We start from the raw sequence: 13,697 nt of genomic DNA on the forward strand, positions 1-13,697 counted from the left end.
CCGAGTTCCACGAGGCCGCAGCGGAGGGGTGCCATGGATTGAGGACTCGCGGAGCTCGTCCCTCCGATTCGCTGCCTCCCCACCCACAACTCCGGGATGCACCGGTCCGCCCGCGGCCACGTGCCCGGGGTTGAGGTCGAACCACCGTCCCCGTAACGTTCGCGCCCGGTGCCCCAACCGGGCCCCGTTCCGCACGCCACCCGCCGCTCCGTCTCCCATGCATCGCCGCCCATGAGCCAGTCCCTCCCCACCTCGACCCGGGTCGTCATTGTCGGCGGCGGTATCGTCGGGTGCAGCCTCGCCTATCACCTCACCCAGCTCGGCTGGAAGGACGTGCTGGTGCTCGAACAGAACCGCCTGGCCGGCGGCACCACCTGGCACGCCGCCGGGCTGGTCGGTCGGCTCCGCACCACCAGCACCCTCACCCGGATCAACAAGCTCAGCGCCGAACTCTATGCCGGCCTCGAAGCGCTCACCGGCCATCCTGTGGGATGGAAGCAGGTGGGCAGCCTGATCGTCGCCCGTTCCCAGGAACGCCTCACCCAGCTCCGTCGCACCGCCGCCATGTCCGAATGGTTCGGCGTCGAGGTGCAACTGGTCGGTCCCGAGGTCGTGCGCGACCGCTGGCCCCTGCTGCGCACCGACGATCTCCTCGGCGCCGCCTGGCTGCCCCACGATGGCAAGGTCATCCCCCAGGAGGTCACCCGGGCCCTGGCCATCGCCGCCAGGAATGAAGGCGCCACCGTGGTCGAAGGAGTCCGCGTCACCGGGGTCCTCCACCGCGACGGTCGCGCCACCGGCGTGGTCACTTCCCACGGCAGGGTGGACGCCGAGGTCGTGGTCCTCTGTGGCGGCATGTGGACCCGCGACCTGGCGCAACGCTGCGGCGTCCACATCCCCCTGCATCCGGTCGAACATCACTACGTCGTGACCGAACCCATCGAGGGCGCCTTCGACGAACTGCCCGTCGGACGCGACCCCGATCTGTGCCTGTACTTCCGCGGGGAAGGCGACGCCCTCGTCCTGGGCGCCTTCCAGGCCGAGTCGAAGGCCTGGACCGTCGATCGCGTGCCGGACGACTTTTCGTTCCAGCTTCTGGAACCGGACTGGGAACGGTTCGCGGAACCGCTCCGCCACGGACGCCACCGCATTCCGGCCCTCGAACACGCGCGCTTCGCCAGATTCGTCAACGGGCCCGAGAGCTTCACCCCGGACAACCAGTTTCTCCTCGGCGAGACCGCCGAACTGCGCGGGCTCTTTGTCGGGGCAGGCTTCAATTCAGTCGGCATCGCCAGTGCCGGCGGCGCCGGAAAGTACCTCGCCGAGTGGATCGTCGGGGGCGAGCCAAGCCTCGACCTGTGGACCGTCGATGTCCGCCGCTTCGGTCCCTGGGCCGCCAACCGTGCCTATCTGCGGGCGCGCGTCGTCGAGGTGCTCGGATTGCATTACCAGCTCGCCTGGCCCAACCGCGAACCCGCCACCGCCCGCGACATCCGCCGTTCCCCCCTCCACGAAACCCTCGCCCGCGCCGGCGCCTGCTTCGGCGTCAAGAACGGCTGGGAACGACCCAACTGGTTCGCGCGCGCCGCCGGTCATCCGGTCCCCAGCCCCGTCCCGAATACCCCCTACGCCCCTGAACCCACCGTGGCCTACGCCTTCGGCCGTCAGAACTGGTTCGCCAACCACGCCGCCGAACACCGCGCCTGCCGCGAATCCGTCGCCCTCTTCGACCAGTCCGCCTTCGGCAAACTCATGGTCGAAGGCCCCGACGCCTTCCCTTTCCTCCAACGGCTCTGCGGCGCCAACCTCGATGTCCCGGCCGGCCGGATCGTGTACACCGGCATGTTCAACGCCCGGGGCGGCTTCGAATCCGATCTCACCGCCATCCGCCTCGCCCACGACCGCTACCTGCTCATCACCGGCACCGCCCAGCCCACCCGCGACCTCGATCGTCTCCAACGTCACCTCCGCCCCGACGACCGTGCCGCCTGCTTCGACCTCACCGCCGCCCAGGGTGTCCTCGGCGTCATGGGCCCCAACGCCCGCCGTCTCCTCCAAAGCGTCACCGACGCCGACCTGTCCCCTGAAGCCTTCCCCTTCGGCGCCGCCCGCCCGATCGCCATCGGCCCCGTCACCGCCCTGGCCGCCCGGATCACGTACGTGGGCGAACTGGGCTGGGAACTGCACCTCCCGGTCGAACAGACCCAACACGCCTACGAGGTCCTCCGTGACGCCGGACGTCACCTCGGCCTTGCCGACGCCGGCCATTACGCCATCCAGTCGCTCCGACTCGAGAAGGCCTGCCGCGCCTGGGGCGCCGAACTCTCCCCCGACGACACCCCGTTCGAGGCCGGACTCGCCTTCGCCATCGATTGGAACCACGACTTCCTTGGGCGCCAGGCCCTGCTCGAACAAAAGGCCCGCGGCTGGAACCGGCAACTGGCCACCTTCGTCCTTCGCGATCCCGGCCCCGTCCTTTGGGGCTCCGAACTCATCCTGCGCCACGGAAAGCCCGTGGGCTACACCTCCTCGGGAGCCTACGGCCACACCCTCGGCGCCGCTGTGGCCATGGGATACGTCCATGCCTCCGACCGGATCTCCGCTGAATTCCTCGATGCCGGCGACTACGCAATCGTCGTGGACGGCGCACCCGTCCCCGCCACCCTCCATCGCCGCGCCCCCCACGATCCCGACCGCCGCCGCATCCTTGCCTGACTCCGGAGGGACGAGTTCCGCGATTCCTGCCCTTCCCTCCGGCCTACCGAATGTCCGGCACCGCAAACCAGACCCCGCCAAACAACAGCCACGCCAGCAGCAGCGTCCAAACCACGTTGAAGGCCTGCGCCCCCGTGAACGCCAGGGCCGGCCGCCCCCCCTGCATCCGCACCAGATCCCCGAAGTGGGTCTCCAGCCCGATGCAGACGAACGCCAGGGCGAACCAGAAATTCCGAAGCCCGCTGATCGCCGGCTTCATCGCCTGCGCCGTCTCCGGTTCCACCCACAAGGAGAACACCAGCGACGCCGCCACGAACCCCAGCACGAACTTCGGGAACCGTTCCCAGATGACCCGCACCGAAGGCCGCTGGCCCCCGTTCGCAGCCCCCGGCCGCATCGCCCACCAGATCGACAACACGAACGCCGCCACCCCGATCAGCACGTTCTGCGAGAACTTCACGATCACCCCCGCCTTCATCGCCGGTTCGCTGATCAGCTGACCCGCCGCCACCACCGATCCGCTGGTGTCCAGCGTCCCGCCCAGCCACGCCCCCGCCACCAGGTCGGGCATGTTCCAGGTCCGCACCGCCCACGGCATCAATACCATCATCGGCACCGCCACGATCAGGACCAGCGAGGTCACGTAGGAAAGCTTCTTCCGGTCACCCTGGATCGCGCCACACGTGGCGATGGCCGCCGAGACGCCGCAGATCGACACCGCGGACGCCAGCATCACCCCGAGTTCATCGTCCACCCCCAGGCGCCGGGACAGCCAGAAGCCGACATACCAGACCACCACCACCACCCCGACCCCCTGGACCAGGCCGAGCGCCCCGGCCTGCATCAGTTCCCGGATCAGGATCGTCGAGCCCATCAGCACCAGGCCGGTCTTGATATAGAACTCCGTGCGCACCGCCTCCCGCAGCCAGCCGGGCAACCGGAAGGCATGGTTCAACGCCAGCCCCAACCCCAGTCCGAACAGCACATACTCGAGCCCAAGGGCGTGAATCCGCGCATGCCCCGCGATGGCCTGCGCCAGCCACGCCAGGGCAAACACCACGACAAACCCCGCCGCGAACCGCCACCGCCCGCCTCCCAGCAGCCGCACCGCCGGCCACGCCAGCAGCAGCATGGTGGCCCCGAGTCCAAGAGCCGCCCCGAGATTCCCCCAGCCCAGCAGCCGTCCCAGATCCGGTGCCGCAGCCCACTTGAACGACGGCATCTCCGGCCGATAACCCCATCCCACCGCCACCAGGAGCAACACGCCCACCCCCACCGCCAGCCAGTCCTCCTGACGCCACCATCGCGGCGTCTCCGCTCTCGTCGTCGCACTCACCCGGAAAGCATCCGCAATTGCCCCGCCCTTGACGAGACGGCGGTCGCTCCCCCCCCGGGGTCACATCTCTGATTTTGACAAATGGGAACACCCACACCCCGGCGCAGGGGCAAATGTCAAAATCAGAGATCTGACCCCGGAGGCTTTCAGCCAGGGCCTGGCCTTGCGAGAAAGCCCGCCTGGGTGAAGTGCCGATCGGTGGTCAGGGCTTCGCGCACCCGGAGCTCCCGCATGACCACGAAGCTGGTGCAGTCGGTAAAGGAATAGGTCTTGTCGCGATGGCGAAAGAACAGACCCCGTGCCTTGTCGGCACGGGCCAGCGTGATGGACTCCCAGCGCAGCCGCGCACTGCCTTCCACCTGTCGCCACCACGTCTCCGCGGCATCCAGTCCCAACCGCAGGCGCAGGAGCGTCAGGGTTTCATCCACCACGTAATCTGTCGTGAGAAGCTGGGCGCCCGTTTCCAGCCACGCATCGCGCACCGTTACCGCCCTGGAGTGCGAAGGGTCGGCCTCATCGGCGCACGCCACCCAACCGGCCGTATCCACGAAAAGTGCCTTCACGCCGGGTAGAGCACGGCATCATGTTCCGACGCTGATCGCCCGTCGGTCGAGCGCCCCACGGCCTTGGCCCGGTAGAGCGGATCGGACTCCAGCCCTTCCCGGTCCTCGTCGGGCGCATCCAACGGGACCACCTGGAACGCGGGCCGGCTTCGATACAGTACGGTGAATCGGGCACCGCGCCGGACCTTCGCGACAACGTCGGGCAGCGTGGCACGGAGCTCCTTGGCGTTGATCACGATACTCATGGCAAGTTCATCTTGAGTTGAACCTTTGTCCGGGTCAACACAGCTGCCTGGAGAATTTCCCAAGCCCCCCGTGTGTTCTCGTCCTCGAACCCCAAGGCACACCTTTTCGAGCGCCGCCCGGACCTCCCATTCCGCGTGGGAACTGGATCTCAGGTCTCAGATCTCAAGTTTCAAGTTTCAGGTTTCAGGTTTCAGGTTTCAGGTTTCAGGTTTCAGGTTTCAGGTTTCATCCTGGAGCATGGGGGTGCCAGCGCGGCGGCGTTTGCGTGGGAGATGCAGCTCCTGGGTGCACACCCGCCGGGAAAGTAGGCCCGGCGCGAGTTCCCCCTCGGCGGCGGCCGCTCCCCTGTTGGTCGTCCAGGGTCTCCAGTGACGGCCGCGGCGCGACCGTCGCTCAGCTGAAAGAAAATCGCCCGCGGCGACCCGCGGGCGACCTCACTTGGACTGTGGACTGGGTTCGGAAAGGTGGACTTACAGGCGCAGCTTGCGGCGGAGTCCGGCGAGGCTGACCATCCCGGCGCCGAGCATCACCAGCATCGAACCGGCATCGGGCACGGTGGGCGGATCATCGGAAGGGCAGCTCAGTCCGAAAAAGCTGATGTGCGAGATTTCCTTGTTGATCGAGCCGGAGGAGAAGGTCAGCGGGAGGTCATCGGCCGGGTACTCGTACCAGGCGATCTGGGTCGCGGCCTTCACGCCGACGAAGATCGTTCCGTAGTCGCTGAGGTCGCCGAGGAAATCGAGGTTCGGGTAGGTGTACGACTTCGCTTCGACACCCAGGCCACCCTTCGAGGTCTTCTCGAACGTCAGTTCGTCCTTCGCGATGAAGGACAGCACGCAGTCCTCGCCGACCGTGATCAGGGTGAGGAGCTTGGTCATCTCACCGCTGGGATTGCCGCCTTGAGCCGTGGTCCCGATGAAACCGGCCCAACTGGAGGTCGCCATCGTCATCGCCGCCGCCAACACCGCCAACTTCTTGTACATCTTCATTTTACAACCTTGTGTTACTGCATTGATTCATCCAACACCCTCCATGAAGCAGACTTGATGCCAGATCGATTTGGAAGGCTGGGGCGGGTGGATAACGTGTTGGAAATCAAGGTCTGCTTGGTCCAGGGCGCGTCCCAATCGTGGAAAGTGGATGGCCGATCTGTAATCTCCACCGACACTTCAGCGCCCAAGAACGGCCAGTTTTGGGCCATGAATGAGGGGCAACGTGTTTCCGATCAAGGCCTTGCCACTCTTGGGTTCAGATCTGTAAGGGATTCCTTCGCCGGGCAACACGTCGCTGCGTTTCCAAGGTGGGGAGGTGCAGATCCACCCAAGGGGGACCCCAATGGCAATGGACTGGCCGAGGGTGTCCAGCGAGCGGCCCGCGCTGCCCCCGGAAAAGGATGTCGGGGGGATCGCGACCGGAAGGGCACGGGCGGATTCAGTCCGTTGAAGCAGATCGAGCCATAGGGTCCGGTCCACCCGCATCACCGCGCCATCTCGCCAGCCTGTGGTTTGTCCGGTGCTTCGTCCCGTGGCGCCCCAAGGTTTCAGCAGACAGGGGGGGGGAGCCTTGCTGCGAGGGCGACCATCCCCGTCAACCGTCCTGCCGGATGCCACGACCCATTTGAATCCTTATGTTCATCGCCCTGGCCGCCTGGATAGGAGGAGTATTGTTTCGTTCTACAACGGCAACCGCAAACTGCCTTTGGTCGTGCTTCTCATAGGGCTGGGACTGTTGTATGCACAGATCGCCGGCTGGACGACTGCAGGCATTGCGGTTCTGGCCGCCATCATCTGGATCGCCAACAAGGCAGACATGCAGTGAGGATTGGAATCGTATCACCCATGGCGCTGGTGGCACTGGGCGGGCAGGGCGACAGGGTGCGGTGAGTCTCAGCGCGAAGACGACTCTCGATGAACAAGCGGGCCCATTCGGAGAATGAAATCACCGGCACCTTGGGCGGATGGTTGAAGCCGCGTTCGTTCACTGGCTCATGCCGGCGGGGATTGCCCCGGGCGTTCACGTTGATCGAACTGCTGGTGGTCATCGCCATCGTCGCAATACTGGCCGGCCTGCTCCTGCCGGCGATTTCACGCGCGAAGGCCAAGGCGCAATCCATCCACTGCCTGGGGAACGTCCGCCAGATCGGATTGGGATTGCAGATGTATCTGGGCGACAACGGGAAGTATCCCCGAGCGGTCGAATCATCCATCTCGGTTGCCACGGGGGATCCGGTGGGACGTCCCTGGTACTATGCATTGCAGCCGTACACGACCCAGGTTTGGACGAATGCCCTCTACAAGTGCCCGTCGTATCGCGGCTCCACCTTTGAATCGGTCCCACGAACGACACCTGGTCAGGGAACGCTCGTTTGGGCGCCCCACGGCGGCTACGGCTACAACGCACACGGGACAGGAGTAGAGCCGCTGGAATCGCTAACCCTGGGCCTCAGTCCGTCGATGAACATGGTGGTCTCTGAATCCCAGGTGATCGCACCGAGTGAAATGGTCGCCTTCAGCGAGGAAACAAGCGGCTATTTTATCCTGTCCGTCGGCCGTGGCAGGCCGCCCCAGTTGCACGGACGCACGGTCGTGACCGCCTTTTGCGATGGACGGGCTTCGATGGAGCCGACCCACCAACTGCATGCCGCAACGCCCGAAGCCCGCCGGCGCTGGAACAGAGATCATCAACCTCACCCTGAGACCTGGGACGATCGACGATGAGAAGGCTCCAGGGTGGCCTTCTCCAGGCTCACATCTCTGATTCTGACAATTGGGAACACCCACACCCCGGCGCAGGCGCAAATGTCAAAGCCGGGTGGAGCACGGCATCATGTTCCGAGGCTGATCGCCCGTCGGTAGAGCGGATCGGACTCCAGCCCTTCCCGGTCCTCGTCGGGCGCATCCAACGGGACCACCTGGAACGCGGGCCGGCTTCGATACAGCACGATGAATCGGGCACCGCGCCGGACCGGCGCGACAACTTCGGGCAGCGTGGCGCGGAGTTCCTTGGCGTTGATCACGATGCTCATGGCAGGTTGATCTTGAGTTGAACCTTTGTCCGGGACAACACAGCTGCCCGGAAGCCTTCCCAAGCCCCCCGTGTGTTCTCGTCCTCGAACCCAAAGGCACACCTTTTCAAGCGCCGCCCGGACCTCCCATTCCCCGTGGGAACTGGATCTCAGGTCTCAGGTCTCAGGTCTCAGGTCTCAGGTCTCAGGTCTCAGGTCTCAGGTCTCAGGTCTCAGGTTTCAGGTTTCAGGTTTCAGGTTTCAGGTCTCAGGTCTCAGGAGGAACAGCCTTGCCCGCCGCTCCCGAATCGCCTATCCCGATTCCCATCCCGCTCCAATCCCCGGTCCTCTGGTGCGACCCGGTCCCTTCCCCTTTCCCCATGGCCCCCACCCCGACCCCTCTGCCCTCGGCGGAAATCCCTTTCCACTGGCGCCGCCCCCTTCACGTTCTGCCGGTCCCGACCGCCCTCGCGTCCCTGCTCCTCGTCTTCCTGGGCACACTCTCCGTTCCGGCCTTCGTCCTGCCCCCGGCCGGCGATCCCCCTCTCACCTTCGAGCGCGACATCCGGCCCATCCTCAAGGCGCACTGCTTCGACTGTCATGGCGAAGGCGATCGGCCCCGCGGCGAACTCGATCTGCGCCTCCGCCGCTTCATGCTCGCCGGCGGCGACTCCGGACCCGCTCTGGTTCCCGGCCAGCCTGACGCCAGCCCCCTCTTCGAACTCGTCCGCTCCGGCCGCATGCCCAAGCGCGACGCCAAGCTGACTCCGCCCGAACTCGACCTCCTCCGCCGCTGGATCGAACAGGGCGCCCCCACCGCCCGGCCCGAGCCGGACTCCCTCGCCGAGGGAATGCAGATCACCCCTGAGGAACGGGAACACTGGGCCTTCCAACCGCCCCGTCGTCCGCCCGTTCCCGACACCGCCGACCCCTCCCTGGACCATCCGATCGACGCCTTCCTCGCCGCCCGCGCCGCACCCCTCGGAGTCACCCTCTCCGAACCCGCCCCCCACGGCATCCTCGTCCGACGCGCCTTCCTGAATCTCTGGGGCCTGCCCCCTGGTCCATCGGACCGCGCCGCCCTCGACCTCGATCCGTCCCCCGACGCCTACGCCCGGCTCCTGGATCGCCTGCTCGACTCCCCCCGCTACGGCGAACGCTGGGCCCGTCATTGGCTCGACATCGCCGGCTATGCCGATTCCGACGGCTACACCAACGACGACACCCCGCGCCCCTACGCCTGGAAGTACCGCGACTACGTCATCCGCAGCTTCAACGACGACCTCCCCTTCGACCGGTTCCTCCTCGAACAGTTCGCCGGGGACGAACTGGCCCTCGCACACCACCCCGACCTTTCCACGGCCGCCCGGGATCCCGCCACCCGCGACTGGCTGGTGGCCACGGCGTTCCTTCGCATGGCCGCCGATGGCACCGGCAGCGGCGCCGTGGACCAGGACACCGCACGCAATCAGGTCCTCGCCGACACCCTCAAGATCGTCTCCACCTCCCTGCTCGGCCTGTCCGTCGGCTGCGCCCAGTGCCACGATCACCGCTACGATCCCATCCCCCAACTCGACTACTACCGTCTCCGGGCAGTCTTCGAACCCGCCTACGACTGGAAGAACTGGCGCCGACCCTCCGAACGCCTCGTCTCCCTCCATACCCCCGAGGAACGCGCCCTGGCCGCCGCCGTCGAGCAGGAAGCCGCCGCCCTCTCCGACGAAAGAAGCTCCAAACAGGCCGCGTTCCTCGACGACGCCCTCCGCAAACATCTCGAGAAATTCGAACCGCCCCTGCGCGATGACCTCTGGACTGCCTTCAAGACCTCCGCCGACCAGCGCACCCCCGAACAACGCCAGCTCCTTGCCGCCCATCCCAGCGTCCACATCCATCCGGGCGTCCTCTACCAGTACGATCCCCAGGCCGCCGAACAGCTCAAGGCCCTCGATGCCCGCATCGCCGAAGTCCGCGCCCGCCGCCCCCCCGAGGACTTCATCAGCGTCCTCACCGAACCCGCCGGCGATCCTCCCGTCACCCACCTCTTCCATCGCGGCGATCCTCGTCAGCCCCGTCAACCCGTCGCCCCCGGCACCCTCGCCGTCCTCCTTCCCGAAGGCGCCTCCCCCGACCTCGTCCTGCCCGTCGGCGGTGCGTCCACCTCCGGACGTCGGCTCGCCCTGGCCCGCTGGCTCACCCGGCCCGATCACCCCCTCGTCCCCCGCGTCCTCGTCAATCGCGTCTGGATGCACCACTTCGGACGCGGCCTCGTCGAGACCCCCGCCGACTTCGGCCTCCAGGGTGCCCCGCCGTCCCATCCCGAACTCCTCGACTGGCTCGCCTCGGTCTTCGTCGCCCCGGTCAGCGACGATCCCGCCAACCCCGGACTCGGCTGGAGCCTGAAACGCCTCCACCGCCTCATCATGACCTCCCGCGCCTGGCGCCAGTCGTCGGCCCGCCGCCCGGACATGGAGGCCATCGATCCCGAAAACCGCCTGCTCTGGCGCCAGTCCGTCCGCCGGCTCGATGCCGAAGCCATCCGCGACGGTTTCCTCGCCGTGAGCGGTGCCTGCCACGACCATCCCTTCGGCCCGCCCGTGCCCGTTCGCGAGGACGCCGTCGGCCAGATCGTCGTCGGCATCGACCGCAAACAGGGCGACAACAAGATGCCCGTCGATGTCCCCATGGGCGCCGAGGAGTTCCGCCGCAGCATCTATCTCGAAGTCCGCCGCAGCCGGCCCCTCGCCTTCCTCACCGCCTTCGACGCCCCCGTCATGGAGGTCAACTGCGAGCTGCGCCCGGTCTCCACCGTGGCCCCGCAATCCCTCATGCTCCTCAACAGCGACTTCGCCCTCCAACAGGCCCGCCTCTTCGCCGAACGCCTCGCCCGCGAGGCCGGCCCGCTCCCCGAGGCCCGGGTCGAACGCGCCTTCCAGCTCGCCTACGCACGTCCGCCGTCCCCCACCGAATTCCGGGCCGCCCTCGACTTCCTCGAACGCCACGTCGCCACCCTCGCCGCGCAACCGCCCCCCGACGCCCCGCCCGCTCCCCATCCCGACCCCGCCGCCGCCGTTCCCCCTCTCCAACGCGCCCTCGAAAGCCTCTGCCAGGTCCTCCTCGGCTCGAACGAATTCCTCTACCTCGACTGACCGATCCCCGCCCCGCCATGGACCCCCTCCCCGCCTTCAACCGCCGCCGCTTCCTCCACCGCAACGCCCTCGGCATCGGCGGCGTCGCCCTCGCCTGGCTCCTCCGTCGTGACCGTCTCCTCGCCACGCCGCCCGCCGTCCCGCGCCAGCCCGCCTCCTTCGATCTCCAACCCAAGGCGCCGCCCCAGCCCGCCCGCGCCCGCGCCATGATCTCCCTCTTCATGCATGGCGGCCCGAGCCACATCGACCTCTTCGATCCCAAACCCGAAATCGACCGCCGCGCCGGCCAGGATTACCCCGGCGACATCACCTACAGCTTCATCGACCGCGCCAGCAAGACCCTCTTCCCAAGCCCCTGGTCCTTCGCCCGCCACGGTGACTGCGGCATGGACGTCTCCGAACTCCTCCCTCACTTCGCCCGCATTGTCGATGACGTCTGCCTCATCCGTTCGATGCACACCGACATCAACGGACACGAACCCTCCATCTGGTCCATGAACACCGGCCGGCCCCAACCCGGCCGCCCCGCCCTCGGCTCCTGGATCACCTACGCCCTCGGCTCCGAATCCCAGGACCTCCCCGCCTACGTCGTCCTCTCCGATCCCGGCGGCCATCCCGTGGACGGCGCCCGCAACTGGTCCAACGGCTGGCTGCCCCCGCTCTTCCAGGGCACCGTCGTCCGCTCCCGCGAACCCCGCATCCTCAACCTCGATCCCCCGCCCCACCTCCGCGGCGACCTCCAGCGCCAGAACCTCGATCTCCTCGCCCTCCTCAACCGCGAACACCTCGCCCGTCACCCGGGCGAACACGACCTCGAAGCCCGCATCGCCAGCTACGAACTCGCCGCCCGCATGCAGGTCGCCGCCAGGGAAGCCCTCGATCTCTCCGGCGAATCCGAGGCCACACGCCGCCTCTACGGCCTCGACGACCCCGTCACCCGCGAGTACGGCACCCGCTGCCTCATCGCCCGTCGCCTCGTCGAACGCGGCGTCCGCTTCGTCCAGCTCTTCGTCAACGGTCAGATCTGGGATCACCACGAAAACCTCCGCAAAAACCTCATCGACTGCTGCCGCAAGACCGACCAGCCCGCCGCCGCCCTCGTCCTCGACCTCAAGGCCCGCGGCCTCCTCGACTCGACCCTCGTCCACTGGGGCGGCGAAATCGGACGCCTCCCCGTCACCGAAAACCACGGCCCCGCCGACAAGGCCGGACGCGATCACAACGGGCAAGGCTTCAGCACCTGGCTGGCCGGCGGTGGCATCCGCGGCGGCACGATCTACGGCGCCACCGACGCCTTCGGTCACAAGGCCGTCGAAAACCCCGTCAGCCCCGCCGACTACCATGCGACCCTCCTGCACCTCTTCGGACTCCAGCACGCCGACCTCACCTTCCACTTCAACGGCCAGTCCCAGACCCTCACCGACGGCAAACCCTGCCGCATCGTCCACGAGATTCTGAGCTGAGAACGCCCACCCTTCCCTCGGTGCATCCCCGACGTGTGGGTGCCGAGGCAACCCATCGGAGGGACGAGCTCCGCGAGTCCTCAATCCAACGCTCCACACTCCTGCGGCCTCGCGGAGCTCGTCCCGGGCGCATCTCAACCTTCCTGATCTAAACCGCCCAAGCCATCCCTCGTGGTTCTCGTACTCAGCCCGAAGGGCGGTACTCGTCCTCGTCCTCGAACCCGAAGGCACACCCTCTTGGAGCGTTGCCTTATGAGTTCGATCCTGCTCGGACCCCCATTCCGCGTGTGAACGGACGAGGGGAGATTAAGATTAAGATTAAGATTAAGATTAAGAGTACGCGGACGAGGGCTGCTGCAAGAACGTTAGAAGCACCCACTCAAGAGAAGTCTGGATGGGGCGCACCAAGGCGGGTCACCGCGGACCTCCCACTCAGCACAGACATCCTGCGAGCCTCACCCTCCATCCGGTCCCAGAAACCCGCAGGGTTTCCAGAGATTAGCCGGGGGTCGGGCCCGGCTCCGCGGGTTCGACCCCCGGACAGAAATCCCACCCCGCCCACGACCCCGCCAGGGGTCGCAGAACTCCTCCATTGGGACGGAGGCAATCACGCTCGACCGTCCCGCCTCCGGCCACATCACCGCCCGAAGACCCATTCAATTCCCCCGGCGAGATTCCCTTCCGGACGCCCGAGTTGCTTCACCGCCCACCTCCCTTGACCGCGCAAAGCGCACCGTACCATCCTTCGCTCTCATGTTGGAAAACAAGGCGAAGCTCCGTCGGATCGCGCTCCTGAGCAGTGGTCTCGTGTATGCCATCTCGCTCTTCTGTCCGGTCTTCAAATTGGCCGAAGGCAACTCGAGCTTTCTCCTGGGCTTTGTCTGTCTTCTGTTCGGCTTCGGGAAGCTCCCCTGGTATGCCAACCTGTTCTACTTCGCCAGTCTCATCGCATTGTTCCTGAGAAAGGCGCTCCTGACGGTGGTTCTGGCGGTTGTGGCGGTGGCCCTTGCCCTGACGACGCTTGGGATCGAAGAGATGCCACGCAATGAAGCGGACAACATGACCGCCGTTGTCGGGTATGGTCCGGGCTTCTATCTGTGGCTGGGCAGCATGCTGATCGTACTGCTGGCTGCCTTCCCGGCTTCCGCGACGCCCAAAGCGACGATCCAAACGCCGCCGTGAAAGTGCCAACCCCGCTCCCATCACCCCTCCGGATCACCGTGC

At 66.6% G+C, this 13,697-nt stretch carries 11 protein-coding genes; 6 read left to right on the plus strand and 5 right to left on the minus strand.

What is annotated here, in order from left to right:
* The first annotated feature begins 231 nt into the window (after positions 1-231).
* Positions 232-2,715, plus strand: a complete 2,484-nt coding sequence (locus KF833_01370; GenBank protein MBX3743935.1) for a GcvT family protein — start codon at positions 232-234, stop codon at positions 2,713-2,715.
* Between the two features lie 43 nt (positions 2,716-2,758).
* Here the strand turns inward: KF833_01370 and KF833_01375 are convergent, their stop codons facing one another.
* The 4 genes from KF833_01375 to KF833_01390 form a co-directional block, all read right to left on the minus strand.
* Complete coding sequence (locus KF833_01375) at positions 2,759-3,937, minus strand: putative sulfate exporter family transporter (GenBank protein ID MBX3743936.1); 1,179 nt, start codon at positions 3,935-3,937, stop codon at positions 2,759-2,761.
* Between the two features lie 260 nt (positions 3,938-4,197).
* Positions 4,198-4,614, minus strand: a complete 417-nt coding sequence (locus KF833_01380; protein MBX3743937.1) for a type II toxin-antitoxin system VapC family toxin — start codon at positions 4,612-4,614, stop codon at positions 4,198-4,200.
* The gene (locus tag KF833_01385; GenBank protein ID MBX3743938.1) at positions 4,611-4,859 is read right to left on the minus strand and encodes a hypothetical protein; all 249 of its coding nucleotides are present in this window, start codon (positions 4,857-4,859) and stop codon (positions 4,611-4,613) included. The genes KF833_01380 and KF833_01385 overlap by 4 nt, the downstream gene beginning before the upstream one ends.
* 471 nt (positions 4,860-5,330) lie before the next feature.
* Positions 5,331-5,849, minus strand: a complete 519-nt coding sequence (locus KF833_01390) for a VPDSG-CTERM sorting domain-containing protein (protein MBX3743939.1) — start codon at positions 5,847-5,849, stop codon at positions 5,331-5,333.
* Positions 5,850-6,477: 628 nt separating this feature from the next.
* Between KF833_01390 and KF833_01395 the strand changes: the two genes are divergently transcribed.
* Together KF833_01395 and KF833_01400 are read left to right on the plus strand one after the other, a co-directional pair.
* Complete coding sequence (locus KF833_01395) at positions 6,478-6,678, plus strand: hypothetical protein (GenBank protein ID MBX3743940.1); 201 nt, start codon at positions 6,478-6,480, stop codon at positions 6,676-6,678.
* An 89-nt stretch (positions 6,679-6,767) separates the two neighbouring features.
* Positions 6,768-7,577, plus strand: a complete 810-nt coding sequence (locus KF833_01400; protein ID MBX3743941.1) for a type II secretion system protein — start codon at positions 6,768-6,770, stop codon at positions 7,575-7,577.
* Positions 7,578-7,684: 107 nt separating this feature from the next.
* Here KF833_01400 and KF833_01405 read toward each other — a convergent pair whose 3' ends face one another.
* Complete coding sequence (locus KF833_01405) at positions 7,685-7,885, minus strand: hypothetical protein (protein ID MBX3743942.1); 201 nt, start codon at positions 7,883-7,885, stop codon at positions 7,685-7,687.
* A 359-nt stretch (positions 7,886-8,244) separates the two neighbouring features.
* Here KF833_01405 and KF833_01410 point away from each other — a divergent pair, with 359 nt between their 5' ends.
* From KF833_01410 to KF833_01420, 3 genes are all read left to right on the plus strand, one after another.
* Complete coding sequence (locus tag KF833_01410) at positions 8,245-11,010, plus strand: DUF1553 domain-containing protein (GenBank protein MBX3743943.1); 2,766 nt, start codon at positions 8,245-8,247, stop codon at positions 11,008-11,010.
* 17 nt (positions 11,011-11,027) lie between these two features.
* Positions 11,028-12,473 (plus strand): DUF1501 domain-containing protein, encoded by a 1,446-nt coding sequence (locus KF833_01415; GenBank protein ID MBX3743944.1) that lies wholly within the window; start codon positions 11,028-11,030, stop codon positions 12,471-12,473.
* 753 nt (positions 12,474-13,226) lie between these two features.
* On the plus strand, positions 13,227-13,655 hold the full coding sequence (locus tag KF833_01420) for a hypothetical protein (protein MBX3743945.1): 429 nt from the start codon (positions 13,227-13,229) through the stop codon (positions 13,653-13,655).
* Positions 13,656-13,697: the final 42 nt, after the last annotated feature.

Source organism: Verrucomicrobiia bacterium (assembly GCA_019634625.1).
GTDB lineage: Bacteria > Verrucomicrobiota > Verrucomicrobiia > Limisphaerales > CAIMTB01 > CAIMTB01.

Excerpts from the sequence above, each read along its gene's own strand:
- KF833_01370 (MBX3743935.1), top strand. The coding sequence starts at position 232 with ATGAGCCAGTCCCTCCCCACCTCGACCCGGGTCGTCATTGTCGGCGGC.
- KF833_01375 (MBX3743936.1), bottom strand. The coding sequence starts at position 3,937 with ATGCCGTCGTTCAAGTGGGCTGCGGCACCGGATCTGGGACGGCTGCTG.
- KF833_01385 (MBX3743938.1), bottom strand. The coding sequence starts at position 4,859 with ATGAGTATCGTGATCAACGCCAAGGAGCTCCGTGCCACGCTGCCCGAC.
- KF833_01390 (MBX3743939.1), bottom strand. The coding sequence starts at position 5,849 with ATGAAGATGTACAAGAAGTTGGCGGTGTTGGCGGCGGCGATGACGATG.
- KF833_01400 (MBX3743941.1), top strand. The coding sequence starts at position 6,768 with ATGAACAAGCGGGCCCATTCGGAGAATGAAATCACCGGCACCTTGGGC.
- KF833_01405 (MBX3743942.1), bottom strand. The coding sequence starts at position 7,885 with ATGAGCATCGTGATCAACGCCAAGGAACTCCGCGCCACGCTGCCCGAA.
- KF833_01410 (MBX3743943.1), top strand. The coding sequence starts at position 8,245 with ATGGCCCCCACCCCGACCCCTCTGCCCTCGGCGGAAATCCCTTTCCAC.
- KF833_01415 (MBX3743944.1), top strand. The coding sequence starts at position 11,028 with ATGGACCCCCTCCCCGCCTTCAACCGCCGCCGCTTCCTCCACCGCAAC.
- KF833_01420 (MBX3743945.1), top strand. The coding sequence starts at position 13,227 with ATGTTGGAAAACAAGGCGAAGCTCCGTCGGATCGCGCTCCTGAGCAGT.